Source organism: Mesorhizobium sp. CA10, assembly GCF_020165285.1.
Taxonomy (GTDB): domain Bacteria; phylum Pseudomonadota; class Alphaproteobacteria; order Rhizobiales; family Rhizobiaceae; genus Mesorhizobium.
In genome coordinates, this window is record NZ_JAIUHV010000007.1 from 119453 (window position 1) to 136460 (window position 17008).

Here is a 17008-nt window from a genome sequence, read left to right on the forward strand (position 1 = left end):
GCGCGGATGCGCCAATCAACGGCTGAGCGGCCCGATGTATCCCGGCGCACACGGTTATTTTACCGCGGGGCAACGAGAAAGGGGCGGTCGCCCGCCCCTTTCCAACTTCCGCGCTAGAGCGAACCTTACTTGATCGCCTTGTCGGTGATCGCGGTCGTGTAGGCGCCGCTCGCCTCCTTGCTGATGATCTTCTGGTCCAGCAGCGCCTTGGCGGTGCGCTCGTAAGCGGCCGGTATCAGCTTGCCGTCGGCATTGTCGACCAGCTTGGCCACTTCCTTCATCATGAACTTCTGGTGGTTCTCGTCCTGGCCGCCGGCGTCCACGACGATCTCGGCCGCCTCGTCGGTGTTCTCCGTGGCGTATTTCCAGCCCTTCATCGAGGCGCGCACGAAGCGCACCATCTTGTCCTCGAAGGCCGGGTCCTTGAGCTTGTCCTCGAGCGTGTAGAGCCCGTCCTCCAGAAGGTCGTTGCCCATGGCGGAGTAGTTGAACACGACCAGGTCTTCCGGCTTGTAGCCGGCGTCCAGCACCTGACCGTATTCATTATAGGTCATCACCGAGATGCAGTCGGCCTGCTTCTGAATCAGCGGCTGCACGTCAAAACTCTGCTTGAGCACGGTCACGCCGTCCGGGCCGCCATCGGTCTTGAGGCCGATCTTGTTCATCCAGGCGTAGAACGGATATTCGTTGCCGAAGAACCAGACGCCCAGCGTATGACCCTTGAAGTCGGCTTCCGTCTTGATCGGGCCGTTCTTGGGGCAGACCAGCTCCATGCCGGCCTTCTTGAACGGCTGGGCGATGTTGACCAGCATCACGCCTTTGTCGCGGGCCGCGAGCGCGCCGCCCATCCAGTCGACGATGACGTCGGCGCCGCCGCCGGCGATCACCTGCTCGGGCGCAATGTCCGGGCCGCCCGGCTTGATGTCGACGTCGAGGCCTTCGGCGTCATAGAAGCCCTTGGCCTTGGCGACATAATAGCCGGCGAACTGGGCCTGCGTGACCCATTTCAGTTGCAGTGTCACCTTGTCGGCGGCCATCGCCTGGAAGGCGGCCAGCGACATGGCGCCGGCCAGAGCAGAAATCAGCAGTCTTTTCATCTTATTACCCTCTGAAGTTAGCACCCAAACCCACCGCCCCTATCCACCTCGGACAGAGGGATGCCAAAACGTGACGGCTCTCTCGATGAGAGCGACCACGCCATAAAAGACCGAACCCGCCAGTGCTGCAACTGCGATTTCGGCCCACACCATGTCGATGTTCATCCGCCCGACTTCCGTCGAGATGCGGAATCCCATGCCGACCACTGGCGTTCCGAAGAACTCCGCGACGATGGCGCCGATCAGCGCCAGCGTAGAGTTGATCTTCAGCGCGTTGAAGATGAACGGCATGGCCGCCGGCAGCCTGAGCTTGAGCAAGGTCGGCCAATAGCCCGATGCATAAGTGCGCATCAGGTCGCGCTCCATATGCCCGGACGCGGCAAGGCCCGCCACCGTATTCACCAGCATCGGGAAGAAGGTCATGATGATGACGACCGCGGCCTTGGACGGCCAGTCGAAGCCGAACCACATGACCATGATGGGCGCGACGCCGATGATCGGCAGCGCCGAAACCATATTGCCGATCGGCAGCAGGCCGCGCCGCAGGAACGGCACACGGTCGGCCAGGATAGCAACGGCGAAGCCGGCGAGATTGCCGACGACATAGCCGATGAGCACCGCCTTGAAGATCGTCTGCCGCACATCCGATCCCAGGATCGGCAGCGAGTTGGCGATCCGCGCGCCAATCGCGCTCGGCGGCGGCAAGAGGATGAAGGGGATGCCGGCACCGCGTGTCACCGCTTCCCAGATGATCAGGATCCAGGCACCGAAGATCGCCGGGACGATCAGGCGCAGCGCGTTCCTTGCGACGCTCCCGCTCGGACGCAACCAGGAGAGCAAGGCAACGCAGCGCCAGGCCAGCAGCCAGGCAGCGGCAAGCAGCAGGAAATATGGCGCAAGCGCCGTGCCTTCGAAACCGGCTATGCCCTTGATCAAGAGCCAGGCTGCGGCATGCGCGCCGACGAAGAGCGCGATGGCCTCAACGACCGGCGTCAGCCTTAAGGTCGAGACCAGCGCCGCAATAAGCAGCAGCCCGATGATCAGCCCCTTCGCGCCCATATAGGGATAGGCCAGCGTTGCGGCTGGATCCGCCAGCGCGGCTGCCTCCGGCTTCGTCAATGCGCCAAGCGCAAAGGCGATGAGACAAAGCACGATTGCCAGCACCGATTGCCATGATGGCTTCAGCCAATTCATGCCGGCCTCCCGCCCATGGCGCGATCGACCAGGCGTCCGGCGATGCCCACGACCATCACCAGCAGCGCTGCGACGACGGACCCCGCGACGAGCGCCGACCAGATATCGATGGTCTGGCTGTAATAGGCGCCCGCAAGCAGCTTCGCGCCGATGCCGGCGACCGCACCCGTCGGCAATTCGCCGACGATGGCGCCGACCAGGCTTGCCGCCACCGCCACCTTCATCGAGGTGAACAGGAACGGCACCGAAGCCGGCACCCTGAGCTTCCAGAAGGTCTGCGAGGCGCTGGCGTTATACGTATGCATCAGGTCGAGATGCATGATCTCGGGTGAGCGCAGGCCCTTCACCATGCCGACGGCGACTGGAAAGAACGACAGATAGGTCGAGATCAGCGCCTTGGGGATCAGGCCGGTGATGCCGATCGCGGCCAGCACTACGATGATCATCGGCGCCACCGCCAGGATCGGAATGGTCTGCGAAGCAATGATCCACGGCATCAGGCTGCGGTCGAGCGTCGCCACATGCACGATGCCCACCGCGATCAGGATGCCGAGAGCGGTGCCGAAAGCAAAGCCGAGCAGCGTCGACGACAGCGTAACCCAGGCGTTGTAGACCAGGCTGCGGTTCGAGGTGACGGACCGCAGGAAGGTGTTTTGGAAGAAATTCACCGCCACCTGATGCGGCGCCGGTAGCGTCGGCTTCGGCTGCGACAGCGTCTTGCCGATGAACTCGACGATACCCGGCGTCTCATTAGCACGGCGGTCGAGATCGCGCTGGAACGGCGCGTTGAGGATGACGGCGAAGACATACCAGAGCACCACCACGCCGGCGAGGATGCTGTTCACGGGGATGATTTTCGAGCGGAAGGAGTCCATCTAGCGCGGCTCCCCTCCTCTCCCCACCGGGGAGAGGGTGGCCGGAGCAAAGCGAAGGTCGGTCACGTTCGACTGGAGTGCTGCGGCGCTGGTATTTTTCGTTATCCTAGGGCGGAGCAAGGAGCGAAGCGACGCGGCGCAGACCCTAGGATCCATGCCGTTACTTCTGAGCTCCGCAATGTTCCAGAATACAGCTCCCTGCGCCGCGCTCTGCTCGTCGGGTATTCTGAGCCGCTTACGCCCTTCGACCAGCATCACGGAATGGATCCTAGGGTCTGCGCTCCGCTTCGCGTCGCTACGCCCTAGGATGACGAAATCGCGATGGCCGGCTTCCTTAACACGCGGGGTGGCGCGCCTGCTCCGCCCTAGGATGACGAAGGTGCGAGTGGCCGTCCCCTCACCCGGCCGCTGCGCGGCCACCCTCTTCTCGGAGGGGAGAGGAGAGAGCTCATCCCTCTCAATCATCATAGCTGTGCCCTGCCCTCAAGCCATCCCGCACCCGCGCGGCGATCGCCAGGAATTCAGGCGTCTCGCGGATGTCGAGCGGCCGCTCTCTCGGCAGCGTCGATTCGATGATGTCGGTGACGCGGCCTGGCCGCGGCGACATCACGACAATGCGCGTCGACAGATAGACCGCCTCGGGTATCGAATGGGTGACGAAGCAGATCGTCTTGTTGGTCCGCGCCCAGAGATCGAGGAGCTGCTCGTTCAGATGGTCGCGCACGATCTCGTCAAGCGCGCCGAACGGCTCGTCCATCAAGAGCAGGTCCGCATCGAAGGCGAGAGCACGCGCGATCGAGGCGCGCTGCTGCATGCCGCCGGAAAGCTGCCAGGGGTATTTCTTCTCGAAGCCGGAAAGGTTGACCAACTCCATCGTGCGCTTGATGCGCTCGGCCTGCTCGACCTGGCTCAGGCCGATGATCTCCAGCGGCAGCGCCACGTTGCGCTCGATCGTGCGCCACGGGAACAAGGCCGCCGCCTGGAAGACATAGCCATAGGCGCGTTTCTCGCGCGCCTGCTCCGGCGTCATGCCGTTGACGGAGATCGTCCCGGCGGTCGCCTTCTCGAGATCGGCGATGACGCGCAGCAAGGTGGTCTTGCCGCAGCCGGACGGGCCGATGAAGGAGACGAATTCGCCTTTGCGGATGGTCAGATCGACATTGGAGAGCGCCTGCACCGGACCGTCATTGGTCTGGAAGGTGAGGCCGAGCTTGCTTGCCGAAACGACGGCTGGCGGCTGTTCGGTCATTGGCTGCAGCCTGCCTCTCGCAGCCGCTGCCGCGCTGTCGGCAATCCGGTTGATTTTATGATAGCGTTGCTTTCCACTCGTCCTGTCCCACCCGATCGACGCCGCCCGGAGCCTTGCCGATGTCGCCTGAACCCACCTGTCGTCTCGTTCGCCCCGAAAGCACCTATCAGGGCAAGCAGGGGCTGAGCTATTTCGCCGGCATCGCCGCCGAAACCGTCGGCTCCTCCGGCATCTGCATGCATCTTCTCACCATGCCGCCTGGCGCGCGCGCCAAGGCGCACATGCATGAAAGCCACGAGACGGCCATCTACGTGCTCTCCGGCGAAGTCCACACCTGGTACGGCGACCGGCTCGAGCACCACACCGTCGTCAAGGCCGGCGACCTCTTCTACATTCCGGCGGGCGTGCCGCATCTGCCCGCCAATCTGAGCGACGCCCCCTCTTCGGCGGTGATCGCCCGCACCGATCCCAACGAACAGGAAAGCGTCGTGCTGCTGCCGGAGCTGGACGGTCTTGTCGCTTGACCCTGACGCGATGGCCGTCATTTGCATCGCGCGACTTCGCCCATCACATTGCCGTCTTCGTCGGCCACGACCAGCTTCTTCGCATTCTTCGCGCTGCGCTTGATGGTGAACCTGGTCGGCTGTCCCTCTTCGCCTTCAGCCTCGCATTTTGCCGTCACCACCAGCGATCCATCGGCCTGCGCTTGGCGGTCGCTGAAGGTGCAGGCGCTGGCCGCAGTGATCAGTTCCTTGTTGGTCAGAAGCAGCATCTTGTCGGCAGCGACCTGCTGGCCGTTCCGGTTGATGCAGCCATATTTGTCGCCATAGGGCTTGCTGAGGTCTATGCCGGCGGCAAGAGCCTGGCCGGCGGCAAGTATCGCGGCCACCGCGATCGCCAGATGAAGAGCCCGCATGGTCAGACCCCGGTGGCCGGAATGCCGGTTCGCTCGACCTTGCGCGGCGCGGAAATCTCCTTCCAGGTCGACAGCGCCCGGTTAACCGCAGCGTTCGGCTCGCGGGCGACGAACTCGCCATGGCCGGTCTTGGCCTTCACCTCCGCTTCCTCGACCGACAGCTCGCCGCGCGAGAAGACGAAGCGCGGCAGGCCGGTCACCTCGACGCCTTCGAAGACGTTGTAGTCGATCACCGACTGCTGGTTCTTGGCCGAGATCGTCTTCTTACGCTTCGGATCCCACACGACGATGTCGGCGTCGGCGCCTTCGACGATCGCGCCCTTCTTCGGATACATGTTGAGGATCTTGGCGATGTTGGTCGAGGTCACCGCGACGAACTCGTTCATCGTTAGCCGCCCGGTGTTGACGCCTCTCGTCCATAGAACCGGCAAGCGGTCCTCGAGCCCGCCGGTGCCGTTCGGGATCTTGGTGAAGTCGCCGATGCCGTTGCGCTTTTGGCTGGTGGTGAAGGAGCAATGGTCGGTCGCCACGACCTGCAGCGAGCCGGCCTGCAGGCCGGCCCACAGCGAATCCTGATGCCACTTGCTGCGGAAAGGCGGGCTCATCACCCGGCGCGCTGCATGGTCCCAGTCCTTGTTGAAATACTCGGTCTCGTCGAGCGTCAGATGCTGGATCAACGGCTCGCCGAACACCCGCATGCCCTTCTGGCGGGCGCGGCGGATCGCTTCGTGGCTCTGCTCGCAGGAGACATGCACGACATACAGCGGCACGCCCGCCACGTCGGCGATCATGATGGCGCGGTTTGTCGCCTCGCCCTCCACTTCCGGCGGCCGCGAATAGGCATGTCCCTCCGGACCATTGTTGCCGGCGGCCAAAAGCTTCTGCGAGAGCGCTGCGACCACGTCGCCATTCTCGGCATGAACCAGCGGCAGCGCGCCGAGATCGGCGCAGCGCTGGAACGACGAGTACATCTCGTCGTCATCCACCATCAGCGCGCCCTTATAGGCCATGAAGTGCTTGAACGAGGTGATGCCCCGGTCGACGACTTGAGCCATCTCGTCGAACACCTGCTTGCCCCACCAGGTGATCGCCATGTGGAAGGAATAGTCGCAAGACGCCTTCGAGGTCTTGTTGTCCCACATCTGCAGGGCTTCCAGCAGCGACTGCTGCGGCGCCGGCAGGCAGAAATCGACCACCATGGTCGTGCCGCCGGAGAGCGCCGCGCGCGTGCCGGATTCGAAATCGTCGGCCGAATAAGTGCCCATGAAGGGCATTTCGAGATGGGTGTGCGGATCGATGCCGCCCGGCATGACATAGCAGCCCGTGGCGTCGAACTCATGGTCGCCGTGCAGGTTGGAGCCGATGGCGACGATCTTGCCGTGCTGCATAAGCACGTCGGCCTTCCAGGTGCGGTCGGCTGTGACGACGGTGCCGTTCCGGATGACTTTGGTCATATCTGTTCCCCTGCTCTTTCGCGCTTCTTTGCGAGCGGCGTTGCGAGGCAATTGGTCTAGTCGGTCATTCGACGATTCCCGCCGTCTCGACCACCGCATGGAACAGCACATCGGCGCCCGCCGCCGCCCATTCCTTGGTGATCTCCTCGGCCTCGTTGTGGCTGAGCCCGTCGACGCAGGGGCACATCACCATCGCGGTCGGCGCGACGCGGTTGATCCAGCAGGCGTCGTGGCCGGCGCCGGAGACAATGTTGCGATGCGAGTAGCCCAGCCGCTCGGCGGCGTCGCGGATCGCCTTGACGCAATTCTTGTCGAAGGTCACCGGATCGAAATGGCCGACCTGCTCGATCTCGTATTTGATGTCGAGCGCGTCGCAGATCGTGTCGATGCCTTCGCGGATGCGGCCATCCATGGCGTCGAGCACTTCCTTCTCCGGCGAGCGGATGTCGATCGTGAAGACCGTGCGGCCGGCGATGATGTTGCGCGAGTTCGGATAGGCCTGCATGTGGCCGACCGCGCCGACGGCGTCGGGCTGGTAATCCATGGCGATCTCGTGCACCAGCTCGATCACGCGCGCCATGCCGAGCCCGGCATTGCGGCGCTTCGGCATCGGCGTCGAGCCGGTATGCGCTTCCTTGCCGGTCAGCGTCACCTGCAGCCATTTCAGGCCCTGGCCATGGGTCACGACGCCGATATCGATGCCCTCGTCCTCGAGGATCGGCCCTTGCTCGATATGCAGTTCGAAGAAGGCGTGGATCTTGCGGTCGCCAACCTTCTCGGTGCCTTTCCAGCCGATGCGTTCGAGCTCCTCGCCGAACTTTTTGCCGTCCTTGTCGACATGCTGGTAGACATCGGCCTGGTCGAGCACGCCGGCGAACACGCCGGACGCCATCATCGCCGGGGCGAAGCGCGCGCCTTCCTCGTTGGTCCAGTTGGTGACGACGATCGGATGCCTGGTCTTGATGCCGAGATCGTTGAGCGAGCGCACGACTTCCAGTCCGCCCAGCACGCCGAGCACGCCGTCATACTTGCCGCCGGTCGGCTGCGTGTCGAGGTGGCTGCCGACATAGACGGGCGGCAGGCTTGGATCGGTGCCCTCGCGGCGGGCAAACATCGTGCCCATCTCGTCGAGGCCCATTTCGAGCCCCGCGGCCTCGCACCAGCGCTTGAACAAATGGCGGCCCTCGCCGTCCTCGTCGGTCACGGTCTGGCGATTGTTGCCGCCGGCAATGCCGGGGCCGATCTTCGCCATCTCCATGATGGAATCCCACAAGCGATCTGAATTCACGCGCAGATTTTCGCCGGGTGCGGCCATTTGCAGTTCCCATTTTCACCAGGGGTCTTGTCGCCCCTTGAGTGGTTTGCATCCTGACCGTATGGTCAGCTTTCAGACTACACAAGCTGACCAAGCGGTCAACGAGAATCTTGGGGGAGACATGAGCGAATCCACCCGTCCCATGCGGCGACAGGACATAAGGCGGGAGAATGAAAAAGCAATTCTGCTCGCGGCGGAAAAGGTGTTCGCGGAAGCCGGGTTCGGCGGCGCCACGATGCAGCTGATCGCCGATCTGGCGGGACTGCCAAAGGCAAATCTCCACTACTATTTCGCCACCAAGGAAGAGCTCTACCGGTCCGTCGTCCAGAACATTTTCGAGATCTGGCTGCAGGCGGCCAATTGCTTCGACGCGGCGCGCGGCCCGGTAGACGGCATCAGCGCCTATATCGACGCCAAGATGGAGATATCGCGCCGCCACCCGGACGGCTCGAAGGTCTGGGCCTCGGAAGTAATGCACGGCGCGCCCGTGCTTCAGGACTATATGGAATCGACGCTGCGCGAATGGACCGACGGCCGCGTCGAGATCATCAGGCGCTGGATCGAGGAGGGCAAGATGGACCCGGTCGACCCGCGTCATCTCCTCTACATGCTCTGGGCCACGACCCAGCATTACGCCGATTTCGGCCACCAGATCGAAACGCTGAACGGCGGTAAGTCGCTGTCGGATCGGCAATGGCGGGAAGCCAAGGAAAACATCAAGCGGGTGATTCTGACCGGCATCGGCGCGCTGCCCGCCTGAATCGCACCGAAGGTCGGCGCTGCGGCGTCGACCTCAGCCGGCGGCTTCGCGGACACCCTCCCTCCACGGCAGAGTGTCCGCTCCGGCTTGTCAGTCGATCGACCTCAGCACCTCACGCACATGGTCGATCAGCTCGTTGATCTGGCCCTTGGTGATGATCAGCGGCGGCGACAGCGCGATGATGTCGCCGGTGGTGCGGATCAGCGCACCGCGTTCGAACGCTTTGACGAAGGCCGAGAACGCCCGCTTGGTCGGGCTGCCGGCGATCGGCGCCAGCTCGATCGCGCCGATCAGGCCGATGTTGCGGATGTCGATGACATGCGGCTCGCCCTTCAGCGAATGCAGCGCGTCTTCCCAGTAAGGCGCCAGCTCCTCGCCGCGCGTCAAGAGACCTTCTTCCTTGTAGGTGTCCAGCGTGCCGAGCGCCGCGGCGCAGGCAATCGGGTTGCCCGAATAGGTGTAGCCGTGGAAGAACTCGATCATGTGCTCCGGGCCGGTCATGAAGGCGTCGTGGATCTCCTTCTTGACGAACACCGCGCCCATCGGGATGACGCCGTTGGAGACCCCCTTGGCCGTGGTCATGATGTCCGGCGTGACGCCGAAATAGTCCGCCGCGAACGGCGCGCCGAGGCGGCCGAAGCCGGTGATCACTTCATCGAAAATCAACAATATGCCGTGCTTCGTGCAGATTTCCCGAAGTCTCTGCAGGTAGCCCTTCGGCGGCAGGATGACGCCGGTGGAGCCGGCGACCGGCTCGACGATGACGGCGGCGATGGTCGAAGCATCGTGCAGCGCAATCAGCCGCTCGAGATCGTTCGCGAGTTCTGCGCCATGCTCCGGCACGCCCTTCGAGAAGGCGTTCTTCTCCGGCAGATGCGTATGCGGCAGGTGGTCGACGCCGCCGAGCAGCGTGCCGAACATCTTGCGGTTGGAGACGATGCCGCCGACCGAGATGCCGCCGAAATTGACGCCGTGATAGCCGCGCTCGCGGCCGATCAGACGGGTGCGCGAGCCCTCGCCGCGAACGCGGTGATAGGCGATCGCCATTTTGAGCGCGGTGTCCACCGATTCCGATCCGGAATTGGTGAAGAAGACATGGTCCATGCCCTTGGGGGCGATATCGACCAGCCGGTTCGCCAGCTCGAACACGATCGGATGGCCCATCTGGAAAGCCGGCGCGTAGTCGAGCTCGGCAGCCTGGTTCTGGATGGCCTCGGTGATCTTCGGCCGGCAGTGGCCGGCGTTCACGCACCACAGGCCCGCGGTGCCGTCCAGCACCTTGCGGCCGTCGCTGGTGGTGTAGTGCATGTCCTTGGCGGACACGAACATGCGCGGCGCCTGCTTGAACTGGCGGTTTGCCGTGAACGGCATCCAGAATGCGCTGAGATCGTTCGGCGTGACTTTCAGCCGGTTGGACATGACCAGGACTTCCCCTTGTAAGCGTGTTTCGGTGCGGCCAACGCTTGGTCTTCGCTGCATTTTCGTGCTACGCAAATTTTTGACCGGTTGGACAAACGTTAGCACCGCCTGTCGGCGGTCAAGGGATTACTAGCGGAAATGCGGCATAAAAAGCGCGCTCCACAGCCCAAGGAAAAACTGGTCCAGACAATTGGTCCAGAGAGCCGGCGCGAAGACGGCCGGCCAGGATGACGGCGGCGATGGAAGGCTCCGCTCCCCGCCGCACCCGCATCCAGCAGGAAAAGCGCGAGCTGATCCTCGAGGCCGCGCTCGAAGTCTTCTCCGCCAACGGGTTTCGCGGCTCGACCATCGACCAGATCGCCGAAGCCGCCGGCATGTCGAAGCCCAACCTTCTCTATTACTTCCGCCGCAAGGAGGACATTCACGAGACGTTGATGCAGCGTCTGCTCGACACCTGGCTGGCGCCATTGCGCGAGCTTGACGACATCGGCGATCCGCTGACGGAGCTCAGAAGCTATATCCGCAGGAAGCTGGAGATGGCGCGCGATTTTCCGCGCGAAAGCCGGCTGTTCGCCAACGAGATCCTGCAGGGCGCGCCGCGCATCAAGCCGATGCTGGAGGGCGAGCTGAAGACGCTGGTCGACGAGAAGGCCGCCGTCATCAAGGGCTGGATGCGCGCCGGCAAGATCGCCCGCACCGATCCCTGGCACCTGATCTTCTCGATCTGGGCGACGACGCAGCATTATGCCGATTTCGACGTTCAGGTCCGCGCCGTACTCGGCGCCGACCGCGGCGGCGACGGCCGCTTCGAGGACGCAGCGCGGTTTCTGGAGCAGCTGTTCCTGGATGGGCTGAAGCCGAAGGGGTAGCGTCTCGCCGGACGGGGCCGTTTTGCCAGCCGGTTGGCTGTTGCTGTCCTTCGAGATTAGCCGAAGCCTCTCAGCTTCGTCATCCACGGGCGGAGCAAGGAGCGAAGCGACGCAGCGCAGACCCGAGGATCCATTCCGTGACCTCGAAGCGACGCGACAATCCAGAATTCTGCACCGCTGGCACACACGGCAAAGGTAACGGAATGGATCCTCGGGTCTCCGCGTCCGCTTCGCTCCCGCTCCGCCCGTGGATGACGAAGTTGAGGGGCCTGCGACCTACTAACCTCACGCGCTACGACGCTCGGATGGCAGGTCGTCAAGCAGCTTCTTGAGCTTCACCACCGAGTTCTGCTCCGTCAGCGGCGTGTAGACGATCAGCCGCATGTCCGAGCCGTCGTCGATCGACAGGCTCATATGCTCGAACGTCATCGCGCCGGCGATCGGATGCCGCAGATGCTTCAGACCGGAGAGCCGATGCACCACATCGCGCTGCGGCCACCATTCGCGGAATTCGGGGCTTGAGTGCATCATCAGCTCGATCAGCCGCTCGAAATCCGGATCGCCGGTGTATTTCGCGCTCTCGGCGCGGAAGGCGGCAAGGGTCGCGCGCGCCAGCTGTTCCCAATCCACCAGCAGATGCCGCCGGTGCGGATCGGTGAAGACGCCATGGATGATGTTGCGGGCGTCGCCCTCCAGCAGGCCGTAATCGCCGAAGATGGCGACGGCCGCATCGTTCCATGCCAGCACGTCCCAGCGCGGGCCGACGACATAGGCAGGCTGCAAGACCAGGCTCTGCAGCATGTGCAGCAAGGGCCCCTCGACCTTGCCCTGCACGATGCGGCGCCGCTCCGGCTGCTGGCGGCCGGCGAGCGTGAACAGATGCCGCTGCTCGGCGGCGTCGAGCCGCAACGCTTCGCAGAGCGCTGAGAGCACCTCGACCGAAGGCCGCACATCCCTGCCCTGCTCCAGCCAAGTGTACCAGGTCGTGCCGACGCCGGCGATCATGGCCACTTCCTCACGCCTCAGTCCGGGCGTGCGCCGCCGCGCGCCGCAGGCGATACCGGCGGCATCCGGCGAAAGCCGCTCGCGACGGGAACGCAGGAAGGCTCCGAGCTCGCGCCGGCGGTGATCTTCGGGGGAATGGGTAACGGCATCCATGCGCCTATTATAGCAGTATCGATACCAGGATAAAGTTTGAACTGTTTGCGGCCCGCGCGATGTCCCATCTTTGCGTTCAGAGCAGCGCAAGGAGGCTCCGGACATGGAACTCAACAATAAAACAATTCTCGTCACCGGCTCGACCGACGGCGTCGGCCGCGTGGTCGCCGAGCGGCTCGGCGCCGGCGGCGCCCGCGTGCTGGTGCATGGCCGCGACGAAAGCCGCGGCAAGGCGACTGTGGCCGCCATAGAGGCAAAAGGCGGTAAGGCGGAATTTCTTCCCGCCGACCTCGCTTCGCTTGCCGAAGTGCGCCGCCTCGCCGAAGCGGTGCGCGCCAGGACCGATCGGCTCGACGTCCTGATCAACAATGCCGGCGTCGGCACCGGCGGCCAGGCCGCCAGCCGGCAGGTCAGCGCCGACGGCTACGAGTTGCGCTTCGCCGTCAACTATCTCGCCGGCTTCCTGCTGACGTCGGAGCTCTTGTCGCTCATCAAGGCAAGCGCGCCGGCGCGCATCGTCAATGTCGCCTCGGCCGGCCAGCAGGCGATCGACTTCGACGACGCGATGCTGACGCATGGCTATAGCGGCGTGCTCGCCTACTGCCAGAGCAAGCTGGCGCAGATCCTGTTCACAATCGATCTGGCGGAGCAGCTCGACGGCACCGGCATCACGGTCAATGCTCTGCACCCGGCAAGCTACATGGACACAACGATGGTGCGGCAGGCCGGGGTCACGCCATGGAGCTCGGTCGAGACCGGCGCCGACGCCATTCTCAACCTGGCAACATCGCCGGCGCTCGAAGGCCGCAGCGGCCGTTACTTCGACGGCCAGCGGGAATCGCGCGCCGACGCCCAGGCCTATGACGAGAAAGCCCGCCGCCGGCTGCGCGCGCTTAGCCTCGAGCTGATCGGGCAATCTTCCGCAACATCAAGGGAAAAGCACTCATGAGCGAGACCACCGAACACTGCGTCATAATCGGCGGCTCGTCCGGCATCGGCCTTGCCACGGCCAAACGGCTGGTCAGCCCCACGATGAAAGTGACGATCACCGGCCGTAACGAGGAGAAACTCAAAGGCGCATGGAAGACGCTTGGCGCCACCGTCGGCAAGGCAGCGTTCGATGCCACCAAGCCGGACGAGGTCCGGAATTTCTTCGAGCGCCTCGGGCCGTTCGATCACCTTGTTCTCGCCGCCAGCGGCGGCAAGGGACTGGGACCGTTCGCGACGCTCGACCTCGCCGACATCGGCAGCGGCGTCGATGAAAAGATCCGGCCGCAACTCTCCTGCCTGCAGGCGGCCCTGCCGACCTTGAACAAAGCTGGATCGGTGACTTTCATCTCGGCTGTGTCGGCGCAGATCGCCGCGCCCGGCGTCGCCGGCATCGGCGCCATCAACGGCATGCTGTTGACCGTCGCACCGATCCTGGCCGTCGAGCTGAAGCCGCTGCGCGTCAACGTCGTGGCGCCCGGCGTCATTGACACGCCCTGGTGGGACTTCTTGCCGGACGACCAGCGGCAGGCGGTGTTTGCCGAATATGCCGGCAAGACGCCGGTCGGCCGCATCGGTCGCGCCGAGGACGTCGCCGAAGCGATCGCCTTCCTGGTCTCGAACAGCTTCATGACCGGCCAGGTGCTGACCTGCGACGGAGGCCTGCGCTTTGCTGCGTGAACAGGCGCGCGGATCTCTTATCCGCGCGCCAAGCCGTTCGATCAGGCAGCCTTGGCGGCCGGCATCGGATGAATGGCGTGGAAGGGAATGCACAGCCGGTTCCACGTGTTAATCATGCCGAGCGCGACCGAGAGCTTGACCAGTTCCTCTTCCGAGAAATGCTCGAGCGTGCGGGCGTAGAGCTCGTCCGATACGCCATTGTCGGCGATCAGCGTCACGGCTTCGGTCCATGCAAGGGCGGCTCGTTCGCGCTCGGAAAACAGCGGCGATTCCTTCCAGGCGGCGACGAGATAGAGCCGGGTCTCGGTCTCGCCGTCGCGTCGCGCCTCGCGACTATGCATTTCGACACAATATGAGCAGCCATTGATCTGCGAGGCCCTGAGCTTGATCAGGTGCAGGAGGCTCACTTCCAGCCCGCATTCGTCGACGGCCTTGTTGAGCGCCGATACCGCCTTCATGATTTCCGGCGCCTTGGCAAAGAACTGCAGTCTCGGTTTCATCGTCTTTTTCCTTTCAGGCTTGGGGTGGTTTAGAGGTTCAAATCTGCTTCGGTGAAGCGGATTTCTGGCGCCGCTGGTGACGCTCGACGAAGGCGCAACTCGCCGCATAGGATCGCGGATCGCCTTCGGCCGCGTATTCCGCCACGATGTCGGACAGCTTCACTTCGGCGAGTGCCGCCCGATAGGCGCGCTCGGCCTTGAGCATCGCGGCATTGATGCCGCAAGGCTTCACATAGGCCGAGGTGTCGATCTTGACCGGGCCGCGCTGGCGAATCTCGCCGCAGCGAAAGGCAGGCTCCCTGCCCTCCACTGCAAGCACAATGTCGAGCAGCGTGATGCGCTCGGCCGCCCGCGCCAGCCTGTAGCCGCCCGCCGGCCCTGGCACCGATTCCAGGATGCGCGCCGCCGTGAGCTGGTTCAGATGCTTGAGCAGGTAACTCGGCGACAGACCAAACGCCTCCGCAAGCGCCGCGCCCGGCATGGTGCTGTTGCCATCGACGCTGGCCAGCGTCGCCGCGCAATGGATTGCCGCCTCAACGCCATCGCCGAGCTTCATCGTGCTGATTTCCCAATCATCGATATATTTTATCGTGGATAATTTTTATCTGCAATAGAAAAATGAAGATTGCCCGCCGATTCGCAATGACAGAGTGAGGGAGAATTGGCGCTTCGCGGGACTTGGGTTCCTCGCACCCCGTAAAGCGGGGGAGAGGTGGCCCGGCGAAGCCGGGACGGAGAGGGGGACGCCTTCTGTGAGTTCAGAGTCGGTGAAGAATGAGGTGTTAGCAAGATAAACAGGCGGTCAGGAGCCTGGACTAGTTCCCATCCGTCCCGAAGACCCCTCTCCGTCCCAGCTTCACCGGGCCACCTCTCCCCACTTCGTCTACGGCATGCACACGTTTCCAAGCGGCCTGGCCTTTGGCGATAGCGTGCATAGCAGTTTGGCGCATGCATTGTCTTATGTAGCGCTGGTCGACCCCCACTCCGTCTCGGCTTCGCCGAGCCACCTCTCCCCCGATCGACGGGGTAGAGGAAGGCGCCAAGCTTTTGCCGTCAACGCCCGTCCAGCAACGCTCCCTTCCTTTCCCTCCGGAGGGGGAAAGGTGGCGCTGCGAAGCAGCGACGGATTGGGGGAACCACGTCGCAATCAAGGCTCGGCCTGATCAGTCGCGCCAGTCACAGAAGATCTGTGCCCACTACGTGGGGCGAGGAACCAATCCTACTCCGCGGCCACCTTGGCCATCGGATTGTTGGGGTGCGTGGTCCAGTTGGCGTAGACCGGCGACACCGGCAAGCCGGTGCGCTGGTCGAGCACGCCGGCGGCCAGCGGCTGCATGGTGATGCAGCCCTCCACCGGACAGACATTGACGCAAAGGTTGCAGCCGACGCATTCGGCTTCGATCACCTCGAAATGCCTGACACCGTCGACCGTGCTGGTGATCGCCTGATGCGAGGTGTCCTCGCAGGCGATGTGGCAGCGGCCGCATTTGATGCAGGCATCCTGGTCGATATGCGCCTTGGCGACATAGTTGAGGTTGAGATACTGCCAGTCGGTGACATTGGGCGTGGCACGGCCGATGATGTCGGAGAGCGAGGCGTGACCCTTCTCGTCCATCCAGTTCTCCAGCCCCGCGATCATTTCCTGCACGATCTTGAAGCCATAGGTCATCGCCGCCGTGCAGACCTGCACGTTGCCGGCGCCGAGCGCCATGAATTCGGCGGCGTCGCGCCAGGTGGTGATGCCGCCGATGCCTGAGATCGGCAGGCCATGCGTTTCCGGATCGCGGGCGATCTCAGCCACCATGTTCATGGCGATCGGCTTCACCGCCGGGCCGCAATAGCCGCCATGCGAGCCCTTGCCATCGATGGTCGGCTGCGGCGCGAAACTGTCGAGATCGACGCCGGTGATGGAGTTGATGGTGTTGATCAGCGACACCGCATCGGTGCCGCCGGCATGCGCCGCGCGGGCCGGCTTGCGGATGTCGGTGATGTTGGGCGTCAGCTTGGTGATGACCGGCATGCGCGTGTACTGTTTGCACCAGCGCACGACCATCTCGATATATTCCGGCACCTGGCCGACCGCCGAGCCCATGCCGCGCTCGCTCATGCCGTGCGGGCAGCCGAAATTGAGCTCGATTCCGTCGGCGCCGGTCTCCTCGACCAGCGGCAGGATCGCCTTCCAGCTCTCCTCCACGCAAGGCACCATGATCGAGGCGATCAGCGCCCGGTCCGGCCAGTTCATCTTGACCTGCTTCATCTCGCGCAGATTGGTCTGCAGGTCGCGGTCGGTGATCAACTCGATATTGTTCAAGCCGAGCAGCCGGCGATCGGCGCCCCAGATCGCGCCATAACGCGGGCCGTTGACGTTGACGACCGGCGGGCCCTCCTCGCCCAGCGTCTTCCACACCACGCCGCCCCAGCCGGCCTTGAAGGCGCGCTCGACATTGTAGGCCTTGTCAGTCGGCGGCGCCGAGGCCAGCCAGAACGGGTTGGGCGATTTGATGCCGACGAAATTATTGCGGATGTCTGCCATG

The 17008-nt window shown here is 63.8% G+C and carries 17 protein-coding genes; 5 read left to right on the forward strand and 12 right to left on the reverse strand.

Going from position 1 to position 17008, the window contains the following annotated elements; translation table 11 throughout:
* Positions 1–125 precede the first annotated feature (125 nt).
* The 4 genes from LB535_RS16580 to LB535_RS16595 all read right to left on the reverse strand — a co-directional run bounded on the left by LB535_RS16580 (position 126) and on the right by LB535_RS16595 (position 4415).
* Complete coding sequence (locus LB535_RS16580; RefSeq protein WP_095768959.1) at positions 126–1097, reverse strand: ABC transporter substrate-binding protein; 972 nt, start codon at positions 1095–1097, stop codon at positions 126–128.
* Between the two features lie 39 nt (positions 1098–1136).
* Complete coding sequence (locus LB535_RS16585) at positions 1137–2291, reverse strand: ABC transporter permease (RefSeq protein WP_224632968.1); 1155 nt, start codon at positions 2289–2291, stop codon at positions 1137–1139.
* Positions 2288–3166, reverse strand: coding sequence for an ABC transporter permease (locus LB535_RS16590; protein ID WP_224632969.1), 879 nt, complete (start codon positions 3164–3166; stop codon positions 2288–2290). Before LB535_RS16590 ends, LB535_RS16585 begins: the two co-directional genes overlap by 4 nt.
* Positions 3167–3623: 457 nt before the next feature.
* Complete coding sequence (locus tag LB535_RS16595) at positions 3624–4415, reverse strand: ABC transporter ATP-binding protein (RefSeq protein WP_224632970.1); 792 nt, start codon at positions 4413–4415, stop codon at positions 3624–3626.
* 119 nt (positions 4416–4534) lie between these two features.
* Here LB535_RS16595 and LB535_RS16600 point away from each other — a divergent pair, with 119 nt between their 5' ends.
* Positions 4535–4939 carry a cupin domain-containing protein gene (locus tag LB535_RS16600; protein WP_411969578.1) on the forward strand — a complete coding sequence of 135 codons (405 nt, stop codon included), beginning with the start codon at positions 4535–4537 and terminating at the stop codon, positions 4937–4939.
* A gap of 17 nt (positions 4940–4956) precedes the next feature.
* Here LB535_RS16600 and LB535_RS16605 read toward each other — a convergent pair whose 3' ends face one another.
* The 3 genes from LB535_RS16605 to LB535_RS16615 form a co-directional block, all read right to left on the reverse strand.
* The gene (locus LB535_RS16605; protein WP_224632972.1) at positions 4957–5331 is read right to left on the reverse strand and encodes a hypothetical protein; all 375 of its coding nucleotides are present in this window, start codon (positions 5329–5331) and stop codon (positions 4957–4959) included.
* Positions 5332–5333: 2 nt separating this feature from the next.
* Positions 5334–6785 (reverse strand): dihydropyrimidinase, encoded by a 1452-nt coding sequence (gene hydA, locus LB535_RS16610; protein ID WP_224632973.1) that lies wholly within the window; start codon positions 6783–6785, stop codon positions 5334–5336.
* A gap of 64 nt (positions 6786–6849) precedes the next feature.
* Positions 6850–8100 (reverse strand): Zn-dependent hydrolase, encoded by a 1251-nt coding sequence (locus LB535_RS16615; RefSeq protein ID WP_224632974.1) that lies wholly within the window; start codon positions 8098–8100, stop codon positions 6850–6852.
* A gap of 121 nt (positions 8101–8221) precedes the next feature.
* On the opposite strand from LB535_RS16615, the gene LB535_RS16620 reads away from it, so the two are divergent.
* Positions 8222–8860, forward strand: a complete 639-nt coding sequence (locus LB535_RS16620; RefSeq protein WP_140530185.1) for a TetR/AcrR family transcriptional regulator — start codon at positions 8222–8224, stop codon at positions 8858–8860.
* Between the two features lie 90 nt (positions 8861–8950).
* Here LB535_RS16620 and LB535_RS16625 read toward each other — a convergent pair whose 3' ends face one another.
* Positions 8951–10279 carry an aspartate aminotransferase family protein gene (locus LB535_RS16625; protein WP_224632975.1) on the reverse strand — a complete coding sequence of 443 codons (1329 nt, stop codon included), beginning with the start codon at positions 10277–10279 and terminating at the stop codon, positions 8951–8953.
* Positions 10280–10518: 239 nt separating this feature from the next.
* Between LB535_RS16625 and LB535_RS16630 the strand changes: the two genes are divergently transcribed.
* Positions 10519–11148, forward strand: coding sequence for a TetR family transcriptional regulator C-terminal domain-containing protein (locus LB535_RS16630; RefSeq protein WP_095769027.1), 630 nt, complete (start codon positions 10519–10521; stop codon positions 11146–11148).
* A gap of 285 nt (positions 11149–11433) precedes the next feature.
* Here LB535_RS16630 and LB535_RS16635 read toward each other — a convergent pair whose 3' ends face one another.
* Entirely contained in the window at positions 11434–12306 is an 873-nt protein-coding gene (locus LB535_RS16635; protein WP_224632976.1) for a helix-turn-helix transcriptional regulator, read from the reverse strand.
* 103 nt (positions 12307–12409) lie between these two features.
* On the opposite strand from LB535_RS16635, the gene LB535_RS16640 reads away from it, so the two are divergent.
* Together LB535_RS16640 and LB535_RS16645 are read left to right on the forward strand one after the other, a co-directional pair.
* Entirely contained in the window at positions 12410–13255 is an 846-nt protein-coding gene (locus LB535_RS16640) for an SDR family oxidoreductase (RefSeq protein WP_224632977.1), read from the forward strand.
* The gene (locus LB535_RS16645) at positions 13252–13974 is read left to right on the forward strand and encodes an SDR family oxidoreductase (protein WP_224632978.1); all 723 of its coding nucleotides are present in this window, start codon (positions 13252–13254) and stop codon (positions 13972–13974) included. The genes LB535_RS16640 and LB535_RS16645 overlap by 4 nt, the downstream gene beginning before the upstream one ends.
* A gap of 41 nt (positions 13975–14015) precedes the next feature.
* On the opposite strand, the gene LB535_RS16650 is transcribed toward LB535_RS16645, so the two are convergent.
* The 3 genes from LB535_RS16650 to preA form a co-directional block, all read right to left on the reverse strand.
* Entirely contained in the window at positions 14016–14474 is a 459-nt protein-coding gene (locus tag LB535_RS16650; protein ID WP_224632979.1) for a carboxymuconolactone decarboxylase family protein, read from the reverse strand.
* A 37-nt stretch (positions 14475–14511) separates the two neighbouring features.
* Positions 14512–15030: an RrF2 family transcriptional regulator gene (locus tag LB535_RS16655; protein WP_224632980.1), complete on the reverse strand. Its 519-nt coding sequence runs from the start codon at positions 15028–15030 to the stop codon at positions 14512–14514.
* Between the two features lie 663 nt (positions 15031–15693).
* On the reverse strand, positions 15694–17007 hold the full coding sequence (gene preA, locus LB535_RS16660) for an NAD-dependent dihydropyrimidine dehydrogenase subunit PreA (RefSeq protein ID WP_224632981.1): 1314 nt from the start codon (positions 17005–17007) through the stop codon (positions 15694–15696).
* Position 17008 lies beyond the last annotated feature (1 nt).

What these genes read in the sequence shown, in the direction of transcription:
- LB535_RS16650 (WP_224632979.1), bottom strand. Translation starts at nt 14,474, where the DNA reads ATGAAACCGAGACTGCAGTTCTTTGCCAAGGCGCCGGAAATCATGAAG.
- preA (WP_224632981.1), bottom strand. Translation starts at nt 17,007, where the DNA reads ATGGCAGACATCCGCAATAATTTCGTCGGCATCAAATCGCCCAACCCG.
- LB535_RS16625 (WP_224632975.1), bottom strand. Translation starts at nt 10,279, where the DNA reads ATGTCCAACCGGCTGAAAGTCACGCCGAACGATCTCAGCGCATTCTGG.
- LB535_RS16635 (WP_224632976.1), bottom strand. Translation starts at nt 12,306, where the DNA reads ATGGATGCCGTTACCCATTCCCCCGAAGATCACCGCCGGCGCGAGCTC.
- LB535_RS16645 (WP_224632978.1), top strand. Translation starts at nt 13,252, where the DNA reads ATGAGCGAGACCACCGAACACTGCGTCATAATCGGCGGCTCGTCCGGC.
- LB535_RS16590 (WP_224632969.1), bottom strand. Translation starts at nt 3,166, where the DNA reads ATGGACTCCTTCCGCTCGAAAATCATCCCCGTGAACAGCATCCTCGCC.
- LB535_RS16605 (WP_224632972.1), bottom strand. Translation starts at nt 5,331, where the DNA reads ATGCGGGCTCTTCATCTGGCGATCGCGGTGGCCGCGATACTTGCCGCC.
- LB535_RS16655 (WP_224632980.1), bottom strand. Translation starts at nt 15,030, where the DNA reads ATGAAGCTCGGCGATGGCGTTGAGGCGGCAATCCATTGCGCGGCGACG.
- LB535_RS16595 (WP_224632970.1), bottom strand. Translation starts at nt 4,415, where the DNA reads ATGACCGAACAGCCGCCAGCCGTCGTTTCGGCAAGCAAGCTCGGCCTC.
- hydA (WP_224632973.1), bottom strand. Translation starts at nt 6,785, where the DNA reads ATGACCAAAGTCATCCGGAACGGCACCGTCGTCACAGCCGACCGCACC.
- LB535_RS16600 (WP_411969578.1), top strand. Translation starts at nt 4,535, where the DNA reads ATGTCGCCTGAACCCACCTGTCGTCTCGTTCGCCCCGAAAGCACCTAT.
- LB535_RS16630 (WP_095769027.1), top strand. Translation starts at nt 10,519, where the DNA reads ATGGAAGGCTCCGCTCCCCGCCGCACCCGCATCCAGCAGGAAAAGCGC.
- LB535_RS16580 (WP_095768959.1), bottom strand. Translation starts at nt 1,097, where the DNA reads ATGAAAAGACTGCTGATTTCTGCTCTGGCCGGCGCCATGTCGCTGGCC.
- LB535_RS16615 (WP_224632974.1), bottom strand. Translation starts at nt 8,100, where the DNA reads ATGGCCGCACCCGGCGAAAATCTGCGCGTGAATTCAGATCGCTTGTGG.
- LB535_RS16640 (WP_224632977.1), top strand. Translation starts at nt 12,410, where the DNA reads ATGGAACTCAACAATAAAACAATTCTCGTCACCGGCTCGACCGACGGC.
- LB535_RS16585 (WP_224632968.1), bottom strand. Translation starts at nt 2,291, where the DNA reads ATGAATTGGCTGAAGCCATCATGGCAATCGGTGCTGGCAATCGTGCTT.
- LB535_RS16620 (WP_140530185.1), top strand. Translation starts at nt 8,222, where the DNA reads ATGAGCGAATCCACCCGTCCCATGCGGCGACAGGACATAAGGCGGGAG.